The organism is Kosakonia sp. H7A, assembly GCF_003028445.1.
GTDB lineage: Bacteria > Pseudomonadota > Gammaproteobacteria > Enterobacterales > Enterobacteriaceae > Kosakonia > Kosakonia radicincitans.
In genome coordinates, this window is sequence record NZ_PYTZ01000006.1 from 14,587 (window position 1) to 39,994 (window position 25,408).

Sequence of the window (25,408 nt, forward strand, 5' to 3'; positions counted from 1 at the left end):
TCCCTGCCACGAACACCAGCCAGTGCAGTACCGTGATGACGGCCTGTGCCCGGGGCATCCCGTCATCGTTATCCTGCATGCATTTCCCGCCTGCAGGTCTGGTCTTCATCACGGAGCTCCGTTTCTGCCGGTGGTGTTCTGCATCTGTGCCAGTCGCCAGGTGAATGCCCTTGTTTCCTGGTACCCCACCTGCAGTGAGATATTCCGCCGCCACGTTGCCACCGTTTTGTAGCTCACGTTCATCGCCCGTGCCGATGCCTTCAGGCCCATTCCGTCCATCTGCGTCACCAGCCACTCAAGCTCCCTCGGGGCCAGTTTCAGATCACGTACCAGTGCCAGCCCCTCCGTGACTGCGGGGCTCAGCACCGTACCCGGCCAGGATTCTCCTGCCATACGCACGGCCTGGCGAAGCACGCTGAGGGACTCCCGGCGTAACGTGATGAGCGACGGCCTGCGGTTCAGCATAACCTTCAGCAGAAGCGGATCTGTCAGATCCGTGCAGACCATCACACGGCAGTGCCCGCTCCCGAGCCGGGCCTGCAGTTCATCCAGCATCGCCAGACCGGTACTCAGGGGCTCCCGGTCAGTCATTAACTCGGTGATGAGCAGCAACCTCTCGCGTCCGGCACCGGACATGGCAGTATGCAGGGTGGCCAGGTCTGCCACGTACTCGCTGCATTGACGACACGCCACGCCATTCGCCAGGTCGCACAGGGCAAGGCCGATCAGGGGCGAGCGGTCCATCACAAGGACACGGTCAAACGGAAAAAACATGTCATTCCGGTCAGCACGGTCAGGCATGGCGGCCTCCGCTGCGGTCAAGCAGGACAGGAATCGGGAGGGCGCCGTGGCCGTCCCGCTGCGGATCGAGCGAATACACCGTGTCCTGCAGTGTGTCGGGCTGCTCAGCTCCGGCCGGGACGGACACCCCCTGCACACGCACCTGGTGCGTTCCGGTGGTCAGCGTCACCGTCAGGGTATGCAGTTCCGCCGTCGGGGGGCGCATGAAGGCCTGAAGCTGACGCGGAACCGGATGCCTGGCGGGGTGCGACGGACCGGACTGGAGTACGGCCAGTACCGGCAACAGCAACAGGAGACTGGCTGAGAGGGGGAGGTGCCGCGGGTTCATCAGGTCCCCTCCGTATCAGGCAGGCCAGCCGGCAGGGTGGCCAGTGCGGTCAGCGGGACTTCCGGCCAGAGCCACCCCTGGCAGGTGTCCACACCGGCAGACAGTGCAGTCTGCATCAGCGCCCTGTTTTCCACCCCCTCAGCCACCATCCGGGTGTTGACGGCCCCGGCCAGGGCGGTGAGGGCCTGCAAAAAGTGCACACCTTCCGGCAGGGCGACCAGGTCGCGAAAGAACACCCGGTCCACTTTCACGGCCTCAAACGCCCCGGACATCAGCCAGGCGAGACCGGTTGCGCCGGCGCCGAAGTCATCCAGCCACAGCGGGGCCAGAGGACGCAGCCCCTGCAGAAGAGGGTCATGTTCCGGTGCCGTGTCCGGGCTGGTAAAGCGTTCACTGATCTCAAGACGCAGTGAGGGTGCCAGCGCCTGGACCACCCCGGCCATGTCCGGCTCCCCGAGCAGACGCAGGGCGAGTCCCCGGGTGATATTGAGACTGACCGGTACGCCGCGACGACGGCACCAGGGCATGAGCAGGGTCAGCACATCCAGTTGCCAGTACAGAATGCGAAGCTGTGTGGCCTGTGGTGCCTGAGTAAAAAACATCTCCGGTGCGGCCGGCGCGCCACTGTCCCGGTCACGCAGGCGACTCAGCATTTCCAGGGCGTTCAGGCGACCGTCCGCTCCCCACAGGGGGGCAAAAACCGGCGTCAGCTGCCAGACCCGCCCGAAGGCTGAGACGGACAGGGGGAGCACGGACTGTAGCGCCGGCGAACTGATGAAGTCGGGTGTCATGCGTATCATTCTCCCTGCCGGCAGCACAGGGCTGCCGGCGCCAGGTATGGGTGTCAGGTGCACAGCAATCCGGATGTTCTGTTTTTATTCATCCGCCGGTGCACCGCGATGTTACCGGCTCCCTGGTGAGGCGCCGTACTGCTGATAAACCCCGTACCCCCGGTCAGTTCACCGCGAGCGTAAGGGTGAATGTCCCCTGAACGGTACCGCCACTGACCGGCTGACCGGGCTGGCGCACCATGCGTACGCTGAGGGTCTGCGTGGCGCCGGGTGAGGCCGTGCTGCTGCCCTGGGTGAAAGCAGCCTGGCTGACCGTACCGCCACCGGCACTGACGCGTGTGGTGCCATCAAGCACTTCAATCGCGACGCCTGTCGCCGTACCGGTGTTTTTAACCAGTGTGGGGTCCGTGTCGGCCTGCGGGGTTGAGAGGGTCAGGGTGGTGCCCCCACTGAGGGTGGTGTCTGCCGGGCAGGTTATCTGCGCCTGGACATCACGGCTGGCGCTGTGTCCCGCGTTCATCATCTCCGCCCCCCCCGTATCCGGCAGCACGACCAGGTTTTTGTCGGTTACCAGCGTACAGGCCGCCGTCACCACCGGGGCGTTATTGACCGTCAGATTCAGGGTTGGGGCCGCCCAGGTGGGTCTGACGGCGCCATCCAGTACCATTGAGACCAGCACCCCGGACGTCGTTTTCCCGGTTGCGGCCGTCCCGGGCGCACGGATAAGTTCCCAGTCCACAGACTGCCAGTCCAGGCCCTGGGTATCCCCCGCAGAATACGCCGAGGGGATAAACGCGGTGACTCCACTGGTTGCATGGTATTTCAGCCTTATTCCGATGCCCGGTGCCACATAGCGCAGCCCCGAACCGGCATCCGTTGTACCGGATGCCCACTGCACCTCTGACAGGGTGATCACCTGTCCGCTGGTATCGTTGTGGCAGCTCAGTGCGGGTACGACAGTACTGCCGGAAGCCAGTACGGTGCCGGTGGTCGCACTGAGGGGCAGGTCCACCGTGGCCGGGAGGCCCAGGTCAACGTTCTTTGACACATCACTGCCCCAGCCGGTACAGGTGTCGGCCCGGGCCGCGCCGGACAGGGCGAGACTCAGGGCCAGGCAGACCAGCAGGGGGGGCAGCCAGTGACATCCGGCCTGGCGGGGCAGCAACAGCCGCCGGACAGGGTTCACACAGTGATTCACGGATACTCTCCTTTTTGCCGTGACCGGCAGGTGTTGTCCGGTTGTCTGTACGGCGGTCCCCCCGGGTAAAAGGCACGCTGCAGTTGTCCATTGCACTCCTGTCCTGGACGCACATACGTTCATCATCATCTCCCGTCAGTTCACCGCGAGCGTAAGGGTGAATGTCCCCTGTACCGTACCGGCGCTGACCGTCTGGCCGTTCAGGTGCGTCATACGCACTCCTAAGGTCCGGGTGAGACCGGGTACAGCCGTACTGGTTCCCTGCCTGATAATTGCCGCCGTCGTTCCTCCGCTGGCGCTGATGCGTTTGCTGCTTTCGTCAAGCACCTCGATAGCCACACCCTTTGCACTCCCGCTGTTGCCCACCAGAGAGGCGTCACTGGTCTCTGCCAGTGGGGTACTGACCGTCAGGGTGGCCGTGGCACCGGTGAATGCCGGGCAGGTCATGTACGCTGACAGTGACGCACTGGCACTGACGCCGTTTTTGACCAGTTCACCGGCATCCGTATCCGGCAGCAACACGGTGTTTTTATCCGTCGACAGGGTACAGGTTGCGGTCGTCACAATATCCTGCAGACCCCGGAAACTCAGTATGCGGTTGGTACCGTCAGGGAGCGTCAGGACCGCCTCCATCACCGCACCCACGCCAGAGTTACCGGGGCTGCCCCTGTTGCTGTTACGCACTATCGTCCATTTCACCTGCGACCAGTAAAAACCCTGTGTGTTAACGCTTCCGCCCGCCGATGGTATGTCCACCGCCCCGCCGCCCGTTGCCGGGACAACGCTCAGCTTCAGGCCCAGTGCCGACGTGATGATGCCGCTGTCGCTGGCACTGTCATATCCCATGGACAGCAGGCGCCAGTCTGTATTAGTGACGTCCTTCCCGGTGACGGAGTCGATACAGCGCAGCGGCAGTGCGAAGACGTCGCTGCCTGTTGCCAGTACCGAACCTGTCACTGCGTCCAGTGGCAGGTTAACCGTGGACGGCAGATTCAGGTCGACATACTGCAGTTGCTGGTTGCCCCAGCCCGTGCAGGTGACGGCGGCACGGGCTGCCGCGGGCAGCAGTGCAAGGCCGAGCACGATACAGGCGAGAAGGCGGGCAGGTGTGTTCAGTGCAGTCATACTCACAGGCATTCCCCTTTTGTCGTGACCGGCAGGTGTTGTTGTTCAGCTGTACGGACAGCCGTGTCACTGAGCACGAAGGTCACACGGCAGGTGTCTGCGGCTCCCTCGCCCCAGGTCACGTTCAGGGTGCCCCGGTCAGGCATGCCGGTGAGCCATGCCTGGCCGGCATCGCCGACAATACCGCCCGGTGCTGCCCGACCACTGCCGGAAGCCGGTGCTGCACCGGCGTCGCGCGCCAGTGTGACGGTGGCACCGAACGGCAGCGGGCGTCCTCCCCGGGTCAGGGTCATCAGGAGCTGGTGACCCACTGTGGTGTCGTAAACGGCAGCCACCACGGCACCGCGGGTCGGGATGACCTCACGGCTGGTGTCAGCCAGCGTCACGTTCTGCCCGGCAGTGAGCAGGTCGAGGTCGTAGCGGTTCCGTCGGTAGGGCTGGGCCGCCACCACAGCATTACCCCACCAGTCGGTCTCAATGCCGGTACCGGATTTCACCCTGATGCCGGCTGCGCCGGGCGCGTGGATGAGGGCGATGGTTTCACCCGCCGTCTGCCCCGCCGTCAGTCCGTACTTCGTGGCGACGAGGACCCCCTGCAGACCGGCGCTCACCTGACGGGTGTCACGGGTCTGGCTGTACCCGCCAGTGACTTTGGCAATCCGGCCGCTGTAACTGGCGTTCAGGTTAGCGCTGCTGCTGTCGCCGCCACTGTTATCACTGCCTGCGCGCACGGCGGTCTGTCCGGCACTCAGGGTCAGACGGTTATCTTCCAGCAGCGTACCGCCCACGGTGTTGCTGAGGGTTTCCCGTCCGTCGTTGTCCCGGGTGAGGGTGGTGGTGCTGTACAGACTGTGGTTTGACTCCGGCCCGTAGAGCCACTGCGAGAGCGGCAGGGTGACCATCAGGCTCACCAGACGGTCATCCTTTTGTGTACTGCCCGGCCAGCGGCTGAGCTGCCAGCCCAGACCAAACCCGACGCCCTTCATGGTCCAGTTCCAGTTTGCGGAGACCGATTCCTGGTCACTGTCCAGGTCCCAGAAGGTTTTCCGGGTGGCATTCAGCCCGACGGAGCCCAGCGTGTCGCCCAGAGACTGGTTCAGGTTAACCTGCATTTCCTGGCGGGCACGGCCGCGCACCACCGGCGTGGCGACGATGCCGTCCGGTGTGAAGGTGGTGATGACGCTGCGACGGTCAGCGAGTGCGTTTGCGTCAGTGAAGCTGTAATAGCCGCGCGTGGAATAGCGGTAGGCGGCAAGCGTCAGTGTGGTGCCGGTTTCCGTCACTGCCTTGGAATAACGCAGACGCCAGGACTGTCCTGTGGAGTCTGTGGTGTCGCCGGCGTTCAGCGGGTCAGCGATGCGGGCCTTCGCGACAGTGACGTCGGCAGACAGGGCACCGGCCACACCAAGCATTGAGCCCAGTCCGAGACTGCCGGCCTGATAACCGTCTGCTCCCAGCAGGCCACCGTAGACGGTCAGGTCATATGGCAGGCCCCAGATGGCAGTGCCCTGCAGGAACTGTGGTTCGCGGGTGTCGGTCCCGCTGCTGCGCAGTTTGCCCCCGGTGAGGGCGTAGCGAAGCTGCCCTTCGCGCTGCATGACGGCAACGGAAGAACTGCCCTGGACAAAGGTCCGGGTCGTACCGTCCGCTTCGCGGACCGTGACGTACAGGTCGCCGCTCAGCGACGCCACGGGCAGGTCCGTGATGGCGAACGGTCCCGGGGGCACGGTGGTCTCGTAGACCACGGCACCGTTCTGGCGCACGGTCACCCGGGCGTTACTGGTTGCGGTGCCGCGGATAACCGGGGCAAAGTTGCGCAAAATGTCGGGATACATTTCCTCGTCGGTGGCCAGTTGCACACCACGAAACTGCACGCTGTCGAACACGTCGGAGGGGGTGTAGCGGTCGCCGATACTGAGCAGTCCCTTTACGGCGGGAACCGGACGGTCAATCCAGGTGTTGATGGCCTGCCAGCGCTGCGTCACCCGCCGCTCGGTGGTGTCCAGACTGTCGGCATTGCGTGCCAGTGCGTTATAGCTCCAGGTGGAGAAGTTGTGCGCACGCCATGCACCAAGGTTAATACTGTTGTTCAGGGAGAGAAACGCGCTGTCACTGTCCTGCGAGCCGGTCTGGCGTGCATTGCTCTTCCAGGCGCTGAGGTTATAGTCCACGATGCCGGCATTCAGCCCCTCATCCCAGAAGCGCGGGTCAGTGGCCCCGGAGAGAGTGCGGTTGATGGAGAGCTCCGGCACGGTGACGTCCAGGCGTTGGCGGCTAAAATCAAAACGGGCCTGTGCCCCGGCAAGGTGATTCAGGATGCCGGGTACCGGGTGGTCGCCCGCTTCCGGGGATATGTCAAGTTTGCCGTCGGCGGCCAGCGCCTCCGGCTTCACCCCGGCCGCCAGCAGGCTGTTGACCGGCCAGGACGGCGTGAGACTTCCGCCGGGGCCGTCTGCGGTGAGTGTTGTGTCCTGTTTTGCAATATAGTTGCCGTTGACGTACACGTCCACCGGATACGTACCGGGCAACTGCTGGCCGTTCGCCAGGCGCTGCAGGGCTTTCTCATCCACGCTGGTTCCGCCGCCGGTACCCAGCAGGGCCGGGTTGTACCAGCCGGATTCCGCCCGGGCCGGAGTGGTGACACCGGTCAGCAGGGCGCAGAGTGCGGCCGCCACCGGCGTCAGGGTCATTCCGCCCCGCCAGGGGGAAGGTAAACGTCCCCCCGGCACCGAGTCACTTCCTGTTCTCACACGCATGTGCTTGCTCCCGGTTGAGGTTACTGCAGGGTCGTGGTCAGCGGCGGGGTCAGGCCGCCAAAGTCGCTGATGGTGGTGTAGGTCACCTGGCCGGCGGCGCCGGCCGGCAGCGGCCAGCTCTGGGTCCCTTTCGGCGGCACCATCCGGTTATCGGGGTCAGGCAGTGTGACGCTGCCCACTTTCAGTGTCTTGACGGTGATGTGGTAGGCCGACGGGTTCACTGCCTCGAGACGGTCGCCCTGGCGTTTAAAGGTCAGCTGTTTCCAGGCGTCTGCCGGCGTGCCGGGCAGACCTGTCGGGCGCCAGAAGAGCTTGATGCTGTTAACGAAGGCAAACTGGATGTAGTTGGACTTCGGGTCCGGTTTCTCGGTCTGCGGGATGGCCTTGACGTTGAGGCTGAATACCGACTCCCGATCCACCGGGAGGTCTCCACCGGCGCGGCGTATGAGGACACTGTTCTCCCCCTTGTCGAGTCGGAAGAGTGGCGGGGTAACGATAAAGGTCCCCTGTGCCAGTGGTGTCGCTTTTTCCCAGCCGCCCTGGCCCCGGTAGTTATCCGCCCAGGACTGGATAAGGAATGGGGCGGTGGAACTGTTGATAACACGCACGCTGGCCCCGCCGTCTTTTTCGTTATAAATCACGCGGGTGTTGCCGAGCGAGATGCCGCCCTGGTCACCAGAGGCGGCCTGTACACTACCGGTTACGAGCGAGGTGGTCAGCAGCAGGGTGAAAATCGGAGCCGTCATGAAGCGCAGTCTGTTATGCATGGTCTGGTCTCTGTCGTGACGCCGGGCAAAAAGGAGGCCATCCGGCCCCGGGCCGGCTTAAAAAGTAACCACTGAAAAGACCGCCCGTACGGGCGGTCCGGATGGTGTGAGGCAGAACAGACCGCTAAGCCAGCCTGTCTGCCGTCACATCAGGAGTAGGTGAAGGTCACGGTAGCCGTGCCTGCCACGGTACCCGCCACCGGCAGTGTGGCCTTGACCAGCGGCACAATCTGTGCGCCCAGGTAGAGCGTACCGCTGTTGGTGGTGGCCGAGCCGACTGCTGCCAGCGGGGCGACCGCCGAAGCGGAACCAACCGGCAGCACGCCTGCCGGGGAGGAACTTACGGAAGTGGCGCCGAGGAAGCCGATACCGACGTTGGTGGCTGTTCCAGTACTTGCGATCACACCGTTGGTACCGTAGCCGGTCACATCAGAACTGGCAGTAGTACCACCGATGGTGGCAGTAGCTTTAGTCAGAGTGCTGGCGCAGCCGCTGATCCCGAAGGAGAAGGTTACCGGGATCAGGTTGGTGGCATTCTGCAGTTGCGTATCCCCGTTAGAGGTCAATGCGACAGTTTTATTCATGTCACCGGATGCGACAGTACAGGTCTGAGTGGTGATGTTGCCGGTGACATTAATTACCGAGGTTGGTGCTGCCGCCAGGGCTCCGTGGGCTGCAATCATCAGGGCGGTGGCCAGCAGGGACTTTTTAAGCATGGAGTTGTTCATGGATATTATCCTTTAATAAAGCCGAAGTTCTGTTTAGTTCTTTGGAAAATACGGAGTGATGAATTAGCTCCAAGCGAACGTCAGGGTGTAACTGGTGCTGTAATTACCTGCTGTTGGTGCGGCTGCAGATGAAACAACAGCAGTGTATGCCTGAGGGCCAACAGTTACAGGAACAACAGCGGTGCCACTGGTCGGAGCCACTGACCATGAGAGCACTGAACCGTCTGCTGGTTGTGCTAATTTATTAGTACCCAGTCCGATTACTGTATAGAAACCCGTTGCTGAACCACTTGCTGGTGTGTAGCGATAATTTGAGTTAGTACCCGATGTATACTGAGTACCGGTACTGGTGATGGAGGCAACTTTCAAAGCCGACACCGAGGCAGGGCAGCTTGTGAATGTAATGTTTGTTGTCGCTGTAGCGTTCCCCCATGCAGTACCTTGAGCCGTAAGAGCGGCCGCAGAAATATCTGGGACTGTCAATGACTTAGAAGCATCGGATGCGTTCATGGTGCAGGTGCTTGATGTGACACTCCCGGTGAATGTCACGTTCGCATCCACTGCCATTGCATTAGCTGATGCCAAAGCGGCCATCAGTGCGGAAAGTGCAATGATCTTTTTCATACTGTTTTCCTTTAAGTAAATTAACGTTTCATGGTCATGAAATGCACAGCGGTCACCGCGACTGCCTTTTGCCAGCTACTAAACACTGCCTGAAAGCAAGTCCTCGTTTCCGCTCGTTTTTCCCGCACTGATGAAACAGTTGGGGCCAAACTGTTTCATTATATTCCTGACTGGAATAGCTGTATTTTTTGGAGTTAAATTCTGGCAATGGAAATCAGGCAGAGATTCATGGAGTAATACTCTGAAAGACGGAATACCGGAGGGAAAAGTGTATGCTGAGGACGGATAACCGGGCGGCGAGAGAGCAGGACTGTCGCAGCTAATGTAAACGTGAGGTAAATTTCATAAGAGAAAAAATGATTGTTATACAGAGGGTTATGTTTTTGCGTTAAAAAAAACACAACAAAGTATTGCCAAAAAAAAAGATTTATCCGAAACTGTAAACAGTTTGGCCCCAATTGTTCACTCACAGGTCGTTATTTGACCACTTTTAGTCTGTTTTTTCTCCGCCTCACTGATTGTTATTCCTGTCAAGAATATTTTCTTTATCCCAGATGCCCGCAAAACGTGCAGCATTGCCCGCGGTGTATCGTACAGTATGTCTTATGTTTCGGTGTCCCAGATAATCCTGTATCAGCCGCGTGTCCGTCCCCCGCTCGGCAAGCTCATAGCCACAGGCATGCCTCAGCATATGCGGGTAGGTCCCGATTACCGTCCCGGCCTTCTCACCGGCCTGGCTGATAATGCGCCAGGCCTGCTGGCGGGAAAGCCGGCTGCCGCGACGTGAGATAAACACCCGCTCCGGCTCGCTGTCAGCCTTCCACGCGGTGCGCTCCTCCTTCCAGTCTCTCAGCGCCCGGAGTTCGTCCTTCATCAGGGGATGAATGGTCGACAGGCCGTTCTTGAGACGACGAATGAAGATGCGTCCCTCGTTCAGGTCCAGGTCCTTAAAATTCAGATTGAGCAGTTCACTGATGCGAAAACCGTGGCGGAATGCCAGCAGAATCAGGCAGCAGTCGCGGGCGCCGGTCTGCCCGTCCTGTACCACCCTGATAAGTCCCTCCACCTCACGCATGGTCAAAAATTTACGCGCTGTCATGTCATACCTCTCAAATGACTTCACGGGTTTCAGATACCCGTTATAAACAGGCTGAAAATCAGCCGGGCCGGGATATTACATCAGAAAGGCTAAAGTTAAGTAAATAACTCAAAGAAGGTTGAAAAGGGTGCCACGGCGTAATACCGGACGCTTCCTGAGCGCGAGTTATTACAGGCTGTGCTTCACGGAACACCTGTCAGCCGGTCCTTGCCCGCCTGGTGACGGTACATGAGAACGGTGAGGGTGGCGAGTGGCCATTCACTGAACGATGAGCGCCGGTGAATACTTCACACGCCCGCGCATTACATGGGGAACTGGAGTTTCCTGCTGCAGAAGAGAATGAATGCAACTGTTGCATGAAAGCTCAGACTGAACCAAAGGCCACGAATAAATGTGGCCTTTCCTTTTCACATATCTGAAAAGTTATCGAAGATTACGAATAAAGAAACGATGAGTGGGATAATATAGCTGCCAACAAAACCAGGGCGAAATAAGTCTACGTAATTGTCAGTGAATGCTTTTATATCCCACATTACGAATGCATCCAGAGTTGCTACACATGCCACTAAAATATAGCCAGCAACGGGACTGAATAGCTTCATAAGAAGTAAAGGCCATTTTTCAGCGTTCTCACACAAATAGAGCGCAAATCCGAATATCCATACAAATGTTAACAGGATAGTAACCCGCCAGCTTATGTATTCCGGCGGGAATATATTTTTTTTCATCATGACATACCAAAATAGTAACTCCGTGCCATATATGGCTAATGGGATCGCAAGTAAAAATAATCTTGAAAATCTGATGTTAATTTTCATTCTGTAGCCTTTTAACCCAGGTCATCGTAGAACGGGTCTACAATATAAGAACCATGCTTACCGGCGACGGCTCCTGGTTTTGTCTGTAAAGCAAAAATAAATATTCGCAGCGGGATTTCTCTTCTCAGCAGAAGTCTGGTCAGCCTGAAGGTATAAATAAGGTGGTGGTAATACTTCATACCGGTATTTTCTCTGGTAACCGCAGAATGGCTACGAAGGGGATTGTCGAACTCATAAATGTTGATCGTGCCTTTTTCCGGATATTCGGCTGATGATATGTTCAGTCCATACTTAATGCCGTTGCAGTCGTCCGTCAGCACCTCTCCAATCCACAGAATACCCGCCGTAAAATTGCCGTAGATTTTACCGCCATCACCGCATTGTGAGCAGATGCATTCGATAGCGCCAGCGTTCAGGTGCATTTGTTCCGGAACCAGTTTCCACCCCTCCAGTTTTGCAATTTCTTCCAGCCGCTTCCGGTTTAGTTTTGTGTTCATACGGTCTCCTGCTTGTTAACCACGACACCGTCATATACTTCGTTCAGATACCCGCGAATCTGCATGCGGCGCAGCGCACTGTACATGTAGTCACATTCGGCCTGCTTGTTTGCCTGAAACGGCTTATTAGCTTTCGTGCACCACATCGCATTACCCGGCCAGCCATGCACCTTATACACGCGCCCATTTCTGAAATGCAGCAGCCCCCATCCCGGAGGTAAATCGGCAACGTCGATAATTCCAGGTTCAGCCATAAAAAATCGCCAGTCGCCCATGCCCATTTCAGGGTCGATGCGGAAACTTTTCTTGTGATCGGCAAGGAAATCAGCTCGGGAACACTTAACCTCAATCAGGCATGAGGCAAGGTTGCGAAATCCTATAGCGTCAGGCTGTTCACCTGATGCGACGGCGGCAACGAAGCGATCGTGAAACGCCACCCTGAATCCGTTGTTCTGAAGAAAGCGACAGGCAATCCGGCAAAGTTCGTCATGCGTCAAAGCCATATTTACTCCCTCCTTTCCAGAATGATGCCTGCGATTTGAGCATATTCAGAGCGACGTTGTTCGTTGTACTGTAAACGTGCATGCCATCCCATCAGGTAAAATGCATAGAATGTCCCGTTCTCCCCGGCTTTCCAGTGTTCAGTAGGGAGGTCTTTCTTGATTGCACGCCATGCCCACTCCCGGCAGTAGTCTGCGTCAGTGGTCTCTTTGAAGTCGAACGGCGCAACCGGGCGGGCTTCTAGATCGGCGATGCGTTGGCGCAGTTGAGAATTATCGGTTTTGTCAGCTTCGCGCCCTGCAAGCAGCGATGCGATGATGTTTAATTCGTCGTTATTCACTAATGCCATAAACTCACTGGTGGCATTATCCCATGCAGTCAGCGCTTCATAATTTGTGGGATTGTTTCGGTGATCTGCGAATGTTGAAAGGTACTTCGCCGCCGCCGCTGTCAGCATCAGTGTCAGCACGTCGTTATTCATACTGCACCGCCTTTCCTGTAGGTTATGATTTTGATATCGAGAGTTTTGCTGTACGGGTTGATTTCAATCGCACGGTTCATCGCCTCCAGGCTAGTTGTGGCAACAATTGTCAGTCGGGACGTTTTGTGAGAGCCGCCAGCAACTACAGGGATTTCTTTCCACAGACGTGCTGTCCAGGCATCCTTCAGGTGCTCCGGATTGGAAGATATATAGGTTGCTGTAATAAAGCTCTCTTTACTGTTCCCCCGGATTTCGAGTGTCAGGCGGTCATTTCCGGCCCAGTTCCGGCTCATGCGATAATAGCTGCCCGGCTGTGCCTCCCAACTGGTGCCTTCTGAGATCGCCGATGCTGACCAGCCTGCATTTCCCTGACCGCTGTTATGTGCAGCAGCGACATCAATGTCCGATACAAACCCGTAATGCTGTTTCAGACGCATGGCTACAGTTTCAGCTGGAATCGGTATAGGGCCATAAAACTGGCCGACGTAATTACGTTGGTTCGGTTCAGCACTGTTTTGTGTCTGCTGCTGACTCACAGGGTTGATAAGCGATGTCAGCCTGCTGAGGCTGAGGTCGTTTAAGGGGGAACTGCCGCTACAGCCGGTCAGCGTTAATAAAAGAGTCGTCAGAGAGACAACGGAGAACATTTTTATCATGGTATTACCCTTTTGACGTCTTCAGGAAGTGAAATCCCGGGGCTTATCCTCTGTTGCCCCGGTCTTGTTGAATCAGAAGGTGAACTGCATCTGGGCGACTGCACCGTAAGTACGATCGGTGCCGGCAATGCCCGTGATGTCCAGATGGACCACATCAAAAGGCGAGAAACCGAGCCCGGCCGTGAAGGCGGAGCCATCGTTCGAAATGATGTTCTGGCGGTAACCTGCACGAACCTGCATCCAGCTCCACGCATTCAGCTCGACGCCAGCGCTTGCAAACTGACGCTTTTTGTCGGTATCGAAACGGCTGGCTTCAGTCAGGTCGACATCGAGCGCCGTTGTGATAAAACCGCTGTGCCATGCAGCTCCGGCCGTAGCCTGCGGCTTAACTTTGAATGTCCCGGTCGAGCCATTTACCGGTTTGGTCTCAACGGAACGGGGAATGACGTTCAGGACTGCCAGACCCAGAGTCCAGTTGTCAGTCAGATCCGTTGCCAGTCCCAGGTCAGCGTTAAAACCCGTTTTTGTGTTGCGGTAATCGCCGGAATGGATATCGCTCTTATCGAAATCGCGAACGGAGACATTGTAGTTAAACAGGTCAATACGCTGATATTTCGGGGTGATGCCCAGGGACCATCTCTGACCAGCAGTTTCAAACTCATGTGCCATTGCTACCCCGACATCGGTGATAACGGCTGCACGGCCATAAGCTTTCGAGGTCAGGGAATTCTTGTCTACAGCGGATGGAGGGATGTCGCCATCAGCCACCTTATCGAGATAATCCAGGTCATGGTCACTGACCTTACCCTCAACAGACACTGTCCCCCAGGACTTCACGACTACCGCAAAAGGCAGGGTCTGATTTGGCACGGTTGCCACTACAGAGGCACCGACCTGACCATTGGCATGAGTATCTTTCAGATCCTGCAGTTTATTTTTAAGTGCCGCTGCGCTTTCGCTGACACCGGACTGGCTGTCGGCGGCTGCATCAAAACGGTCCCACAGGTCTTTCACATCATCCGCTTTGTCCACCGTGTTATCGGGATCAGAGACTTGCGCGCCGACAGACGGCAGCACCAGGCTGAAATCATCGGTTGGTCCAAAATGCGTCAACAGCGCCGGGTTGGACAGCGCCGCGGTACCGTAGTGTGCTGATGCCACGCCGGTGCCCCCCATTGCGTCCCCCCGTGCTTCCATCCAGCCTGTGGCTGCATAGACTGACGGCACCGCAGAAACCAGCAGGGCAACAGAAATGCAGCGTGTAATCATTGAAACTGAAGCTTTCATCATTTATTTCCTTTTCTCATTTATGGTGTTTAAGGCAAAAGAATCCCCTGACGCTGGCGCGCCAGTTAAAACGGGCTATTCAGTGAATTCAGATGGAACGGGTTGAAATAATGTCTTCCGCTATCTTTCTCCATTCATCATTTATAAAATTATCCGGATTAAGGAAAGGTTCCCTTTCGTCAGTGCTCCAGATCCTTTGGGTATATTTTCCGTGAGTATCGTGGAAGGGTTTTTGTATTTCCCTTAATGCTGCCGGCGGAAGTACTTCCCCGGATATCATTGAATCCAGAATGTTCCCTGAATCAATAAAGGTATCGACAAGGAAGAGGACTTCGGCTTTAAACAGCAATCCGCACAGGGCCAGGAATAAAGTAAATTGTTTCCCTGACTCACCGGATACTGAACAACGGCCAGCACATTCCACAACACGGAACCTTGTGTCGTTAATGGTTGTGTACCGGCGAATAAACAGGAAAATATCATCCTGCTCTTTTTTTCGAATAAAAAAGAGATCCGGCCGGGCGATAAAATCTTCCGGATTGATTTCCTGAATTCTGCACGTTAATAACCGGGCTGCATCGAGCCAGTCAGGAAATACGGTAATCCGGACCGGAGGGACGATTTTGCCCGAGAGCCACCCGGTACTGACATAAAACCATTCAGACAATTTTTCCAGCAGGGGCGCGGTCATGTAACCGAGCGTTCTTTCCCGGTTTTCCAGCACACCCAGGCTCATGTTCCAGTCCGCAAGCAGATGGGCCACCTCCGGAGATGACAGATTGTATTCGTCCATCAACAGCCAGAAACGTTCAGGGATGCGGGTAACGGCGGCCTGATGCGGTGTGAGGGTTTCACGCATGACGCCTTCAATCATAATATTCACGAGAGCCGCAGCCGAGATACCCAGACGACCTGACATGAGGATGATAAAATCCCCCACAGCAGGTTTGAAACGGATGGCCATCGGGTTACCGGATGTTTTCTTTCCGTCGGACATTGCGGCGGTCAGCTGCAGCAATTCGTCGTCCCGTTCAAGGGCGATCCTTGCCAGCAGGGATGTCATATTCAGATGCTTCATAAAAAGTCCTGGTGTTGGCTAACAGTCTAATTTTCATCGGTTTATTTATATGTATCCGGTGTGAATACGTTACGCCGCGAAAATGCGGATGTATAACGGATAAAATCGATCGTTCAGATCGAATACATGCATGTATCCAGTGTGAAACGGCGCGCAGACTGTTGACAGGGGAAATTATTTTTCCGTGTTTAAAGATTTTCGCCGGAGGACCAGCACGGGCCAGTCCCTGCGGAAGTCCGTGCGCCAGCGCCACTGCCGGAAAAGGATTTCGAGCTGCATCAGTGCTCTTTTCCAGGGAGTAAAAGGAATCTGATAAATACGGCTGCGGACCGTGAGTCCATATTCCGTGGTGTGGGCCAGTAGCCTGCGGGCACGTATACCGGTCAGCAGGTGCGATGAGATGATAACGGTGCGGTGTGTTTCCAGTGCCTGACAGGTTGAGGCGTTCACGTTCTGCCAGAACAGACAGACACGCGACGGCGTCAGGTCGGTGGTGGGCTGCCAGGGGGCCAGGTGAACCCATGCCCGCTTTCCGTGCTGGCTTATCAGCGTCATCTTCGGCCTGAAACGACGCTCTGCCCATGCGAGCGGGCGCAGCAGGAAGGGGAGGCCGGACAGCAGCACCCAGACCAGATAAAAACCGGAGCAGGGAACGCCGCCGGTGATCTCCAGACCCATCACGCCGGACAAACCCAGCCATAGCAGGAAAAAAGAAAAAACACAGGCTTGCTGCATGAACAGACTCCCGATAACGGTGTTAACAGAGGCGTGCAGGAGAGCATTCCTCCTCTGGTCCCGGCACCCTGAAAATCTGAAACCACTTCTGAATATTTTCACAAGCAGGATTTCTGTCAGGGGCGGTTCAGGGTTTCCGGTTGCAATTATCAGGGGGGCTTTTAGCGTAGCGTCATTTTCAGCAGGCATATTCCGGCGGAGGTGATGGTGCGTGGACTTAACTGGTTAACAGGCAGGAGCAGACAGGAAAAACGGCCCGGAGAGAGGCCACCGGCGGGTGCCACGCCGTCCCGGACTGTTGCTGATGATGGCTGGCGCCCTGCTCAGACGGGCAGATCACTGCTGCAGGCAGACGAATACCGTCGCCTTATCCGGGTGCTTACAGAAAACAGCCCGCTTTCACAGCAGGTTACGGAAGCCTGGTGGTTCAGGCCACTGGAGGAGATGGCGGGACGGGTGCAGGCCTGCCCGGGGGCCTGGTCCGGTCCGTTCTCCGGGCCGGGAGGGTTTAATGAACTCAGTCTGAACGTGGCCGCGCGTGCTGTGAGGCTGGTACGTGGCATGATGCTGCCACCGGGCGCCACACCTGAAGAGCAGGCAGAGCAGACGCCCGGCTGGGTCTGTGCAGCCTACTGGGCCGGGCTGTTCCATCACCTGCCCTGGCTGATGCAGGTGGAGGGGGCGCTGAAAAGCGGACGTGTCTGGTATCCGGGGCTGAGTGTGCCCGGAGAACCGTGGCGGGTCAGGCCGGCCGGTGAACCTTCTGGTGCGACGGGCAGTGTATATGTGGCGTTCAGGCTCCTGCCTGAGGCCGCTATGCTGTGGCTTCAGCGCTGGCCAGCGCTGTCCGATACGCTGCTGCTGTTCCTTTCCGGACGTCGCACGGAAGCCGGGATTCTGAACAGTATTGTGAACGATGCGCTGCGCAGCTGTGGTCTCTCTGATACGGCCGTTATGTCCGGGCAGCCACCTGACCCGGTCTCCCTTGTGACAGTTGTGCCTGTCACTGGTCATACCTTCCCTAAATTATATGAAACTGACTCTATCCCATTGTCCAGTAACGATAATTCTCCGGATGTTTCAGTGCCAATTAAAACCGGAGATATGACCTACAGTTTCAGTCAGGACGGAGAGAAAACGCCCGTCGATTCTGTCCCTTCAGCACCGTTACGGGTACTGGAGTCCGCCCTTTCAGTTGAGGAAACACTGCTTTCTGCAGAAAACGACATCAGTACGGGCGAAGGAGGTGGGGCGCAGGTATCCACGGAGAACCTGCTGTCATTGCTGGATCTGATGGCAGAAGGGAAAAGCTCTGTGGTAACGGAAAATGTACCTGCGGATAGTGCTGATAGCCCTCCGGCCACGGTGCTTCCGCCCGGTACACTCCCTTCGCATGAGGAGGGGATGGACAAGGAAGAGCAGGCTGGCGCGTTATTTCTGGAGTGGGTCAGGGACAGCGTTGAGGACGGCACGCTCAGCGTCAATGAAAAGGACAGCATTCTGCACGTTCTGGCGCAGTTTGTATTCATGGTGTCACCGGCCTGTTTTTACCGTCACACCTCTACAGCGGAAGGGAGTGTTACCGACAAGGACAGGCTGCAGAAAAGTTTTGAGGCGCTGAACGTACACCATTCACGAAATGGTAAGGGGTTATTCCATTACCATCAATACGACACGCCGGATAAAAGCGGTCGTTTTACCAAAGTGTCAGGCTACATGATTAACGCTGACATTATTTTTAAAAAAGGGAGCTGTCCCACGGACAGTATATGGCTTTCAGCGAAGAAATAATTTGCTGAAGTTAAGTTAATATTACGAGGTCAATATGGCAGGCGTTATGACATTTGAAAAAGTCCTGGATGATTACTTCTTTTTTAAAACCCTGAGGGTTGCAACAGAATGGAGTTACCGGAAAGTCCTCAGGACGTTCCTCAATTTTGCCGGGGATAATATTAATCCCGAAGAAGTTGATGACAGGCTGGTCTTAAACTGGCGCCGGCACGTCCTTCATGAGGAAGGACTGGCAAAAATCACCTGGAATAATAAACTTACGCATATGAGAGCAATATTTAATTTTGCTATTTCTGAAGGGTATGTTTCTCACAGGAAAAATCCTTTCAACGGTAAACTGGTTCGGCCGGATGTAAAACGTAAGAAAACCCTGACGGATGTGCAAATCAATAAAATATATCTCCTAATGGAAGCGAGGGAGGCTGATGAGCGTTATGGAGTGGCAGAGAGCCGTAAATCCGCGTTAAGACCTGCATGGTTCTGGCTCACCGTGCTTGACGCTTTGCGCAGAACGGGGATGAGGCAAAACCAACTGCTGCATATACGACTTTGTGACGTAAATTTTGCCCAAAACTGGATCAGTCTACGGCCGGAGGGCGCAAAAAATCACCGTGAACATCTTGTGCCGATAACCCGGCACCTGAAACCCCGACTGGAACGACTGTATAACCGTTCTCTTGAACGTGGCGCAGCAATGGAAGATCAACTGTTTAATCTGTCGCGATTCGAAGGTCACAGAAACGAAACCAGTGAGAATCATGATAATCCGCCGTTGCGTGCTTTCTTCCGACGTCTTTCAAACGAATGCGGCTTTGTGGTAAGCCCTCACCGGTTCCGTCATACCATTGCTACCAATCTGATGAGCATGCCTGAGCGAAATCTGAAAATGGCACAGGACTTACTCGGACACTCCACGCCGACGGTCACCCTGCAATACGTTGAGAGTGATATAGAGAAAGTCAGAAGTGTGCTTGAACAGCTTGATGCAGCCTAAGATGATTCTTAAGTCAAATCTAAGCTCATGATAATGAAAAAGGAAAAAAGAGGGGCCATATCTTTACAAAAGATTGACAGAGAAGATTTCTGAAGGTAAATACGTTCCTGAAGTGTTTTTTATGGATGTGAGAAGTCCAGAGGATGGTGGATCATCCTCCGGACTTTAAAGTCCCGTGTTCAACAATGGTGCGGTAAGCAAACTACCAACATCATGCTGGGGACCACTGTCATGCCCGTTAAGGATCTCAACCCCTAACGAACAGGCTCTGAAGAAGTGGTGCCCGGACTCGGAATCGAACCAAGGACACGGGGATTTTCAATCCCCTGCTCTACCGACTGAGCTATCCGGGCAACGGGGCGCATTAAACCTGATTCCCCACGCTCCGTCAACGAAATTTCTTTAATTCGTAGCGGACTGCACAATCTATCACCACTTTGTTGATACTACACGCTAACTCAGGCAAAAAATGCCGTCCACAGCGCGGATACGGGCATCGCAATCACCAGCGCAGGCAGCATATTCGCCACCGCAAACATCTTGATGCCGCAAATACGTAGCCCGGTCGCCAGCAGTAAAACACCGCCCACGGCGGTGAAATCGCCCATCATCGCAGGTGTGGTCAGCGGCAGGATCAGCGTTGCGCAGGTGGCGAGCGTCAGTTGAATAATCAGCATCGGCACGGAAATCACCGCGACGGCAAAACCCAGTGAAGTGGCGAAGATCACCGCCGTAAAGAAGTCGAGAAACGCTTTGGCGATCAAAATGCTCGGATCGCCGGTCATCCCTTCACGCATGGCGCCAAAAATCCCGGTGCCGCTGGCGCAGAACAGAATGATGATCGCCACCAGGCTCTGAATAAAAGATTCATGCGCGCTGTTGGCTTCACCGTCTTTGCGTTTTTGCACCAGATTGCGCAGCGCGTTGACACCGCCGCTGATCCCGCGTTCCACGTAGCAAAGCTCGCCAATAAGCGTACCCACCAGCGTCGCCAGCACCATCACCGGCAGGTTCACGCACTTGATGACCAGCAGGATGCCGATACCTAACGAGGCGAGTCCAAAAATCGACGGCATTGAATTACGCACCCGCTCCGGCAGCCGGTGGCTGAGCAAGGCGCCAATTGTTCCACCGATCAATACGGCGGCGGCATTGATAAAAGGACCTGTTAACACGCCATCACTCCTGTGTTTCATATAACTGAATAATATGCCGCGCAGAATAGCATTTTTATGCGCGGTTGAGGCTGCGTTGGTTGCGCCAGTGGGGGAAAGGTGCCATGATTGCGCGAATTTTCTTCTACCTCAACGGGGCCGCCTGATGACGCACCATTCAGCCGTTAGCCAGAGAGATTGCGCGCCTGCGCAAACGGGCGCCCGTCTCATTTTATCGCCTACTTCACTCACCATGCGGTGAGGGTAACGCACGCTCACTGTAGGACAACAGTAAGATCAGAGACGTTCTGCTTTTACTGATGTCTGGCGGTTGGAGCTGGTTCCAGTCAGACACGTTCGTTGGGCGAAGCTGCAGCTTCGTCCGGGGTCTTTTACTCCCCTGAAACGGGTATTCGTGCTTATGAAATCGATGAAAATTGCCGTCAGCTGCGAGCTGGTATCCCTGCTTTCCACCCACCGAGAAGTGGTGACGCTGGAGAGTACCGACTTTACGGATGTGGCGGCAGTCGTCATAACAGTTGCGGAGAGTCGTAGCGGCATTCTGGCGCTGCTCAAACGGACAGGCTTTAACGTGCCGGTATTCTTGTTCTCCGGTGAGCCGGTCGATATGCCGGAAGGCATTACGGCGGTTATCTCTGGTAAAGATCAGGAGTGGCTGGAGCTGGAAGCAGCCGCCGTCGATTATGAAGACAATTTACTGCCGCCGTTTTTCGATACGCTGCGCCAGTATGTCGAGATGGACAACAGCACCTTTGCCTGTCCGGGTCATCAGCACGGTGAATTTTTCAAAAAGCATCCGGCAGGACGCCTGTTCTATGAATTCTTCGGCGAGAACGTCTTTCGCGCCGACATGTGTAACGCCGACGTCAAACTGGGCGATCTGTTGATCCATGAAGGATCGGCGAAGCATGCGCAGAAATTCGCGGCGAAAGTGTTTAACGCTGACAAAACCTATTTCGTCCTCAATGGTACATCCGCCGCTAATAAGGTGGTGACCAACGCGCTGCTGACTCGCGGCGATCTGGTGCTGTTCGATCGCAATAACCATAAATCCAATCACCACGGCGCGCTGATCCAGGCCGGAGCAACGCCGGTTTACCTGGAAGCGGCACGTAACCCGTTTGGTTTTATCGGCGGCATCGACGAGCACTGTTTCGATGAGAAATACCTGCGCGATCTGATCCGCGATGTCGCACCGCATAAGGCTGATCATCCACGCCCGTTTCGCCTGGCAGTGATCCAGCTTGGGACTTACGATGGCACTATCTACAACGCCCGTCAGGTGATCGACAAGATTGGCAGCCTGTGTGATTACATTCTGTTTGACTCGGCGTGGGTTGGTTACGAGCAGTTTATCCCGATGATGGCGGACTGCTCGCCGCTGCTGCTGGATCTGAACGAAAACGATCCGGGTATTTTTGTCACTCAGTCGGTGCACAAACAGCAGGCCGGTTTCTCGCAAACCTCGCAGATCCACAAGAAGGATAACCATCTGCGCGGTCAGGCGCGATTCTGCCCGCATAAGCGGCTGAATAACGCCTTTATGTTGCATGCCTCGACCAGCCCGTTCTATCCGCTGTTCGCCGCGCTGGATGTGAACGCCAAAATCCATCAGGGCGAGAGCGGGCGCCGCCTGTGGGCCGAGTGTGTGGCGCTGGGGATCGAAGCGCGCAAGGCGATCATTGCCAACTGCAAAATGATCAAACCTTTCGTGCCGCCAGAGATCGCTGGCCGCCCGTGGCAGGATCATCCCACCGAGGTGATTGCCCGCGAACGCCGCTTCTTCAGCTTTGAGCCGGGTGACAAATGGCACGGCTTTGAGGGCTATGCGCGCGAACAGTACTTTGTCGATCCCTGCAAGCTGCTGCTGACCACGCCCGGTATCGATGCGGAAACCGGGGAATACGCCGATTTTGGGATCCCGGCGACCATTCTGGCGCACTTCCTGCGCGAGAACGGCATTGTACCGGAGAAGTGCGATCTCAACTCGATCCTGTTCCTGCTGACGCCAGCCGAGAGCGCAGAGAAGATGGCGCAGTTGGTGGCGATGCTCGGTCAGTTTGAACAGCATATTGAGGATGACACGCCGCTCGCCGATGTGTTGCCGACTATATTTAACAAATACCCGGTGCGCTACCGCGATTACACCCTGCGTGAGCTGTGCCAGGAGATGCACGATCTGTATGTCAGCTTTGATGTGAAGGATCTGCAAAAAGCGATGTTCCGCAAAGAGAGCCTGCCAGCGGTGGTGATGAATCCTCAGGACGCCAACAGCGAGTTTATTCGCGGTAACGTTGAACTGGTGCGTATCAGTGAGGCAGAAGGGCGCATCGCCGCTGAAGGCGCGCTGCCTTACCCGCCGGGCGTGCTGTGCGTGGTGCCGGGTGAAGTGTGGGGCGGGGCCGTCCAGCGCTACTTCCTGGCGCTGGAAGAAGGCGTCAATCTGCTACCGGGCTTTTCTCCGGAGTTGCAGGGCGTCTATTCCGAAACCGATGCCGACGGGATCAAACGCCTGTACGGCTATGTGCTGAAGTAACCTCGCTCCTTTGTCCGATAAGGGACAGCATTACGCGGCCACCCGGCGATACATACGGCGCGGGTGGCCGATTTTTCCGTACTGCATCTCGACCACCAGAAAACCAGCCTCCACGCAGTGTTCGAGGTAGCGACGGGTAGTGGTTTTACTTAATCCTGTCTCACTGACCACCTCATCAACGGAAAAACAGCGTTCGGCATCGTCGGCAAACAGCTTTTGTACCAGCGCCAGCGTGTTCTCCTCAATGCCCTTACTGCCATTGTCCTGGCGGTAGTTTTTGGCCTGCAATTGATAGAGTGAATCGACGTTTTGCTGATCGACGATTTTCCACACCCGTTGCTGGTCGGCAAACTGTACAAAGCGCTCCAGCGACTGGCTCAACCGCTTCCACGACACCGGTTTGAGGATATAGTCGAACGCGCCATTGCGGATCGCCTGGCTACAGGTATCCATGTCGCTGGCGGCGGTAATAAAAATCACTGAGCAGTTGGCGCGGATAATTTGCGTATCGCTAATCAGCGTAATGCCTTTGCCATCCGGCAGATAGTTATCCAGCAGAACCAGCTGCGGTTGCATGCTGTCCAGCATGACTTTTGCTTCTGCCAGCGACGAGGCGATTCCCACCAGCCGCAAGCGCGGATGTTTGCCGATAAGCTCCGCATGAAGCTGCGCAAGGGCGTGTTCATCTTCCACTATCAGCACGTCTATCAGTTCATGTTGCATAATTCTGATCTTCCAGGGTCGGTACGGGACGCAGTACGTTGCCCGTTTCAGGAATAAACAAAGAGAAAATGGTACCGCGCGGTTCGTTGGCCGAGACCTCAATCGACCCGCCGACATGCGCGACATAGTTGGCGATCAGGTACAGCCCGATACCATGATCGCCACGGCGTTTGGTGGTTATCCCGCGCTCAAAAATGTGCTCGCGGATTTCTGGCGCGATCCCCACGCCGCGATCCGCCACCTCAATAATCAACTCGTGTTCATGCTGCAGGATCAGCACCTCGACCGGCTCGTGCGGCAACTCTGCGCGCTGTGTCGCTTCAATGGCGTTATCCAGCAGATTGCCAATGATCGAAATCAGCTCTGCCTCGCCCAGCGTGCGGCAGGGGCGATCCATCCGGCACGACGGATCAAACGCCAGTTCGACACCTTTTTCGCGGGCGCGTGCCGCTTTACCCAACAACAGGCCGCACAATGTCGGCGAACTAAAGTGCGATGAGATAAAGTCCAGCAGTTCCTGCGCATGCTCTGACTGCGCCTGAATATAGCGAATGGCGTCGTCGTAACGCTCCATGTGCAGCAACCCCGACAGCGTGGCCATGCGATTGAGTTGCTCATGGCGCATAATGCGCAGGTTATCGACATAGCGTTTTACCTGGCTTAGTTGCGCGCTGAGGCTGTCGATCTCATTGCGGTCGCGGAAGGTGATCACCCAGCCCTGTAACTTATTCTCCAGCATAATGCGCACCCGGCTGGCAATGACCGTCAGCTGGTTGAACCTGCAAATCTCATCGTGCGTGTCATTCTCCAGCATCACCTCGCGGGCGAAAAAGGGCACTGGTGCAATGACTTCGGCGATGGTTTGTCCGCGTAGCGCGCGCGTCGGCTGGCTTAAACCCAACAGTTTACGCGCCGCCTGGTTAATCACCTCAATACGCAGTTCGCTATCAATGGCGATTACCCCTTCGTAGATCGACTCCATCATCGCTTTCTGCTGGCGCACCAGCAGGCCAATTTCGCGCGGCTCCAGTGAGAAGATCTGCTTTTTGATGCTGCGGGTAAAAAACCAGGAAAAAACAAACAGTGCGACCAGTAACAGCACTGCGGCGATAAAAATGTTGATCACTTTACCCAGTGTGATCGTGTCGAGATAGCTGGTCAGGTAGCCGACGGAAACAATCCCTACCACATGCCCGGTATCATCAAATATTGGCGCTTTGCTGCGTAGTGAAATCCCCAGCCCTCCTTTGCGAATGGTCGTTGTACTTTTTCCCTGTAGTACCTCGGCATTGTCACCGCCAATCAACGTTTTTCCGACGACATCAGAATGCACTGAGTGAAATAGATGCAGCCCTTTGTCATCGCCGATAACAATAAAGCTTGCATCGCTGTGCGCTACTACTTTATGCATAAATTGCGCGATGGCTCGAATATCTTTATCAGCAACCGACCGGCGTAAATTCGGAATGATCGCTATTTCTTCCGCCTGTATTTTGGCTCTTGCGCTCATCTCCTGGTATAGCTGGCGACCAACATCCTTGTAATAATAAACGCCTAATAAAACGAAGAGGCCGGAGAAAAAAAGCACCAGTGAAATAAAAAGTTTGATTTGGAAAGAGACTTTCATGACATCACGCACGGCAGCCAACAATGCGCCAATGTAGCATCTTTTCTAACATGCGTGCGGAGTTTACTGGAAACTTGTGATCCCTTGCACAGCGTGGTCTGGTGCTTAAAAACGGCCTGTTAAATATTCTTTTTTGGAAATGTTATTAAGTTGTATTTCTATATAAAAAAACCATAAAAACCACAGCAATAAATAAGCGATGAATCACACAAAATAAAAGAAACCATAAAAACCATAGGTGCCATTAAAACAACGATTTTATTATGCATTCCCTCACATAAAGTGCGTTTTT

At 55.9% G+C, this 25,408-nt stretch carries 24 protein-coding genes and 1 tRNA gene; 3 read left to right on the forward strand and 22 right to left on the reverse strand.

Annotated elements, in window-relative coordinates; translation table 11 throughout:
* Positions 1-108: 108 nt before the first annotated feature.
* The 18 genes from CWM66_RS18800 to CWM66_RS18885 form a co-directional block, all read right to left on the reverse strand.
* Complete coding sequence (locus CWM66_RS18800; RefSeq protein WP_107147066.1) at positions 109-801, reverse strand: response regulator transcription factor; 693 nt, start codon at positions 799-801, stop codon at positions 109-111.
* Positions 794-1,129, reverse strand: a complete 336-nt coding sequence (locus CWM66_RS18805; RefSeq protein ID WP_107147067.1) for a hypothetical protein — start codon at positions 1,127-1,129, stop codon at positions 794-796. The genes CWM66_RS18800 and CWM66_RS18805 overlap by 8 nt, the downstream gene beginning before the upstream one ends.
* Positions 1,129-1,920 carry an EAL domain-containing protein gene (locus CWM66_RS18810; protein ID WP_158262950.1) on the reverse strand — a complete coding sequence of 264 codons (792 nt, stop codon included), beginning with the start codon at positions 1,918-1,920 and terminating at the stop codon, positions 1,129-1,131. Before CWM66_RS18810 ends, CWM66_RS18805 begins: the two co-directional genes overlap by 1 nt.
* A 163-nt stretch (positions 1,921-2,083) precedes the next feature.
* Entirely contained in the window at positions 2,084-3,118 is a 1,035-nt protein-coding gene (locus CWM66_RS18815) for a fimbrial protein (protein WP_158262951.1), read from the reverse strand.
* A gap of 135 nt (positions 3,119-3,253) precedes the next feature.
* Positions 3,254-4,249, reverse strand: a complete 996-nt coding sequence (locus CWM66_RS18820; protein ID WP_158262952.1) for a fimbrial protein — start codon at positions 4,247-4,249, stop codon at positions 3,254-3,256.
* Positions 4,246-6,933, reverse strand: a complete 2,688-nt coding sequence (locus CWM66_RS18825) for a fimbria/pilus outer membrane usher protein (RefSeq protein WP_158262953.1) — start codon at positions 6,931-6,933, stop codon at positions 4,246-4,248. Before CWM66_RS18825 ends, CWM66_RS18820 begins: the two co-directional genes overlap by 4 nt.
* Before the next feature lie 86 nt (positions 6,934-7,019).
* Positions 7,020-7,766 carry a molecular chaperone gene (locus CWM66_RS18830; RefSeq protein ID WP_107147072.1) on the reverse strand — a complete coding sequence of 249 codons (747 nt, stop codon included), beginning with the start codon at positions 7,764-7,766 and terminating at the stop codon, positions 7,020-7,022.
* A gap of 149 nt (positions 7,767-7,915) precedes the next feature.
* Complete coding sequence (locus CWM66_RS18835; RefSeq protein ID WP_233218403.1) at positions 7,916-8,494, reverse strand: fimbrial protein; 579 nt, start codon at positions 8,492-8,494, stop codon at positions 7,916-7,918.
* A 63-nt stretch (positions 8,495-8,557) separates the two neighbouring features.
* Positions 8,558-9,118: a fimbrial protein gene (locus tag CWM66_RS28795; protein WP_146159940.1), complete on the reverse strand. Its 561-nt coding sequence runs from the start codon at positions 9,116-9,118 to the stop codon at positions 8,558-8,560.
* Positions 9,119-9,629: 511 nt separating this feature from the next.
* Entirely contained in the window at positions 9,630-10,217 is a 588-nt protein-coding gene (locus tag CWM66_RS18840; protein ID WP_107147073.1) for a tyrosine-type DNA invertase, read from the reverse strand.
* 407 nt (positions 10,218-10,624) lie between these two features.
* Positions 10,625-11,035 carry a hypothetical protein gene (locus tag CWM66_RS18850; protein ID WP_107147074.1) on the reverse strand — a complete coding sequence of 137 codons (411 nt, stop codon included), beginning with the start codon at positions 11,033-11,035 and terminating at the stop codon, positions 10,625-10,627.
* Between the two features lie 11 nt (positions 11,036-11,046).
* Positions 11,047-11,532: a hypothetical protein gene (locus CWM66_RS18855; protein ID WP_107147075.1), complete on the reverse strand. Its 486-nt coding sequence runs from the start codon at positions 11,530-11,532 to the stop codon at positions 11,047-11,049.
* Positions 11,529-12,035 (reverse strand): hypothetical protein, encoded by a 507-nt coding sequence (locus CWM66_RS18860; RefSeq protein WP_107147076.1) that lies wholly within the window; start codon positions 12,033-12,035, stop codon positions 11,529-11,531. The genes CWM66_RS18855 and CWM66_RS18860 overlap by 4 nt, the downstream gene beginning before the upstream one ends.
* Positions 12,036-12,037: 2 nt before the next feature.
* Positions 12,038-12,514 carry a hypothetical protein gene (locus CWM66_RS18865; RefSeq protein ID WP_107147077.1) on the reverse strand — a complete coding sequence of 159 codons (477 nt, stop codon included), beginning with the start codon at positions 12,512-12,514 and terminating at the stop codon, positions 12,038-12,040.
* The gene (locus tag CWM66_RS18870) at positions 12,511-13,170 is read right to left on the reverse strand and encodes a hypothetical protein (RefSeq protein WP_233218404.1); all 660 of its coding nucleotides are present in this window, start codon (positions 13,168-13,170) and stop codon (positions 12,511-12,513) included. The genes CWM66_RS18865 and CWM66_RS18870 overlap by 4 nt, the downstream gene beginning before the upstream one ends.
* Positions 13,171-13,242: 72 nt before the next feature.
* A complete protein-coding gene (locus tag CWM66_RS18875; RefSeq protein ID WP_107147139.1) occupies positions 13,243-14,439 on the reverse strand; it encodes a conjugal transfer protein TraF in 1,197 nt (398 codons plus the stop codon).
* A 106-nt stretch (positions 14,440-14,545) separates the two neighbouring features.
* On the reverse strand, positions 14,546-15,535 hold the full coding sequence (locus CWM66_RS18880; RefSeq protein WP_107147078.1) for a hypothetical protein: 990 nt from the start codon (positions 15,533-15,535) through the stop codon (positions 14,546-14,548).
* A gap of 174 nt (positions 15,536-15,709) precedes the next feature.
* Complete coding sequence (locus CWM66_RS18885) at positions 15,710-16,270, reverse strand: hypothetical protein (protein ID WP_013095250.1); 561 nt, start codon at positions 16,268-16,270, stop codon at positions 15,710-15,712.
* Between the two features lie 204 nt (positions 16,271-16,474).
* Here CWM66_RS18885 and CWM66_RS18890 point away from each other — a divergent pair, with 204 nt between their 5' ends.
* Positions 16,475-18,061, forward strand: coding sequence for a TraI domain-containing protein (locus tag CWM66_RS18890; protein ID WP_107147079.1), 1,587 nt, complete (start codon positions 16,475-16,477; stop codon positions 18,059-18,061).
* 34 nt (positions 18,062-18,095) lie between these two features.
* Positions 18,096-19,055, forward strand: a complete 960-nt coding sequence (locus CWM66_RS18895) for a site-specific integrase (protein ID WP_107147080.1) — start codon at positions 18,096-18,098, stop codon at positions 19,053-19,055.
* A 277-nt stretch (positions 19,056-19,332) separates the two neighbouring features.
* Here CWM66_RS18895 and CWM66_RS18900 read toward each other — a convergent pair.
* A tRNA-Phe gene (locus tag CWM66_RS18900) sits at positions 19,333-19,408 on the reverse strand.
* Between the two features lie 105 nt (positions 19,409-19,513).
* Complete coding sequence (locus CWM66_RS18905) at positions 19,514-20,230, reverse strand: DUF554 domain-containing protein (protein WP_007370179.1); 717 nt, start codon at positions 20,228-20,230, stop codon at positions 19,514-19,516.
* A 400-nt stretch (positions 20,231-20,630) separates the two neighbouring features.
* Here CWM66_RS18905 and CWM66_RS18910 point away from each other — a divergent pair, with 400 nt between their 5' ends.
* The gene (locus tag CWM66_RS18910; RefSeq protein WP_107147081.1) at positions 20,631-22,766 is read left to right on the forward strand and encodes an ornithine decarboxylase; all 2,136 of its coding nucleotides are present in this window, start codon (positions 20,631-20,633) and stop codon (positions 22,764-22,766) included.
* 30 nt (positions 22,767-22,796) lie between these two features.
* Here CWM66_RS18910 and CWM66_RS18915 read toward each other — a convergent pair whose 3' ends face one another.
* Positions 22,797-23,489 (reverse strand): response regulator, encoded by a 693-nt coding sequence (locus tag CWM66_RS18915; protein WP_007370181.1) that lies wholly within the window; start codon positions 23,487-23,489, stop codon positions 22,797-22,799.
* Positions 23,479-25,116 (reverse strand): sensor histidine kinase, encoded by a 1,638-nt coding sequence (locus CWM66_RS18920; RefSeq protein ID WP_007370182.1) that lies wholly within the window; start codon positions 25,114-25,116, stop codon positions 23,479-23,481. Before CWM66_RS18920 ends, CWM66_RS18915 begins: the two co-directional genes overlap by 11 nt.
* Positions 25,117-25,408: the final 292 nt, after the last annotated feature.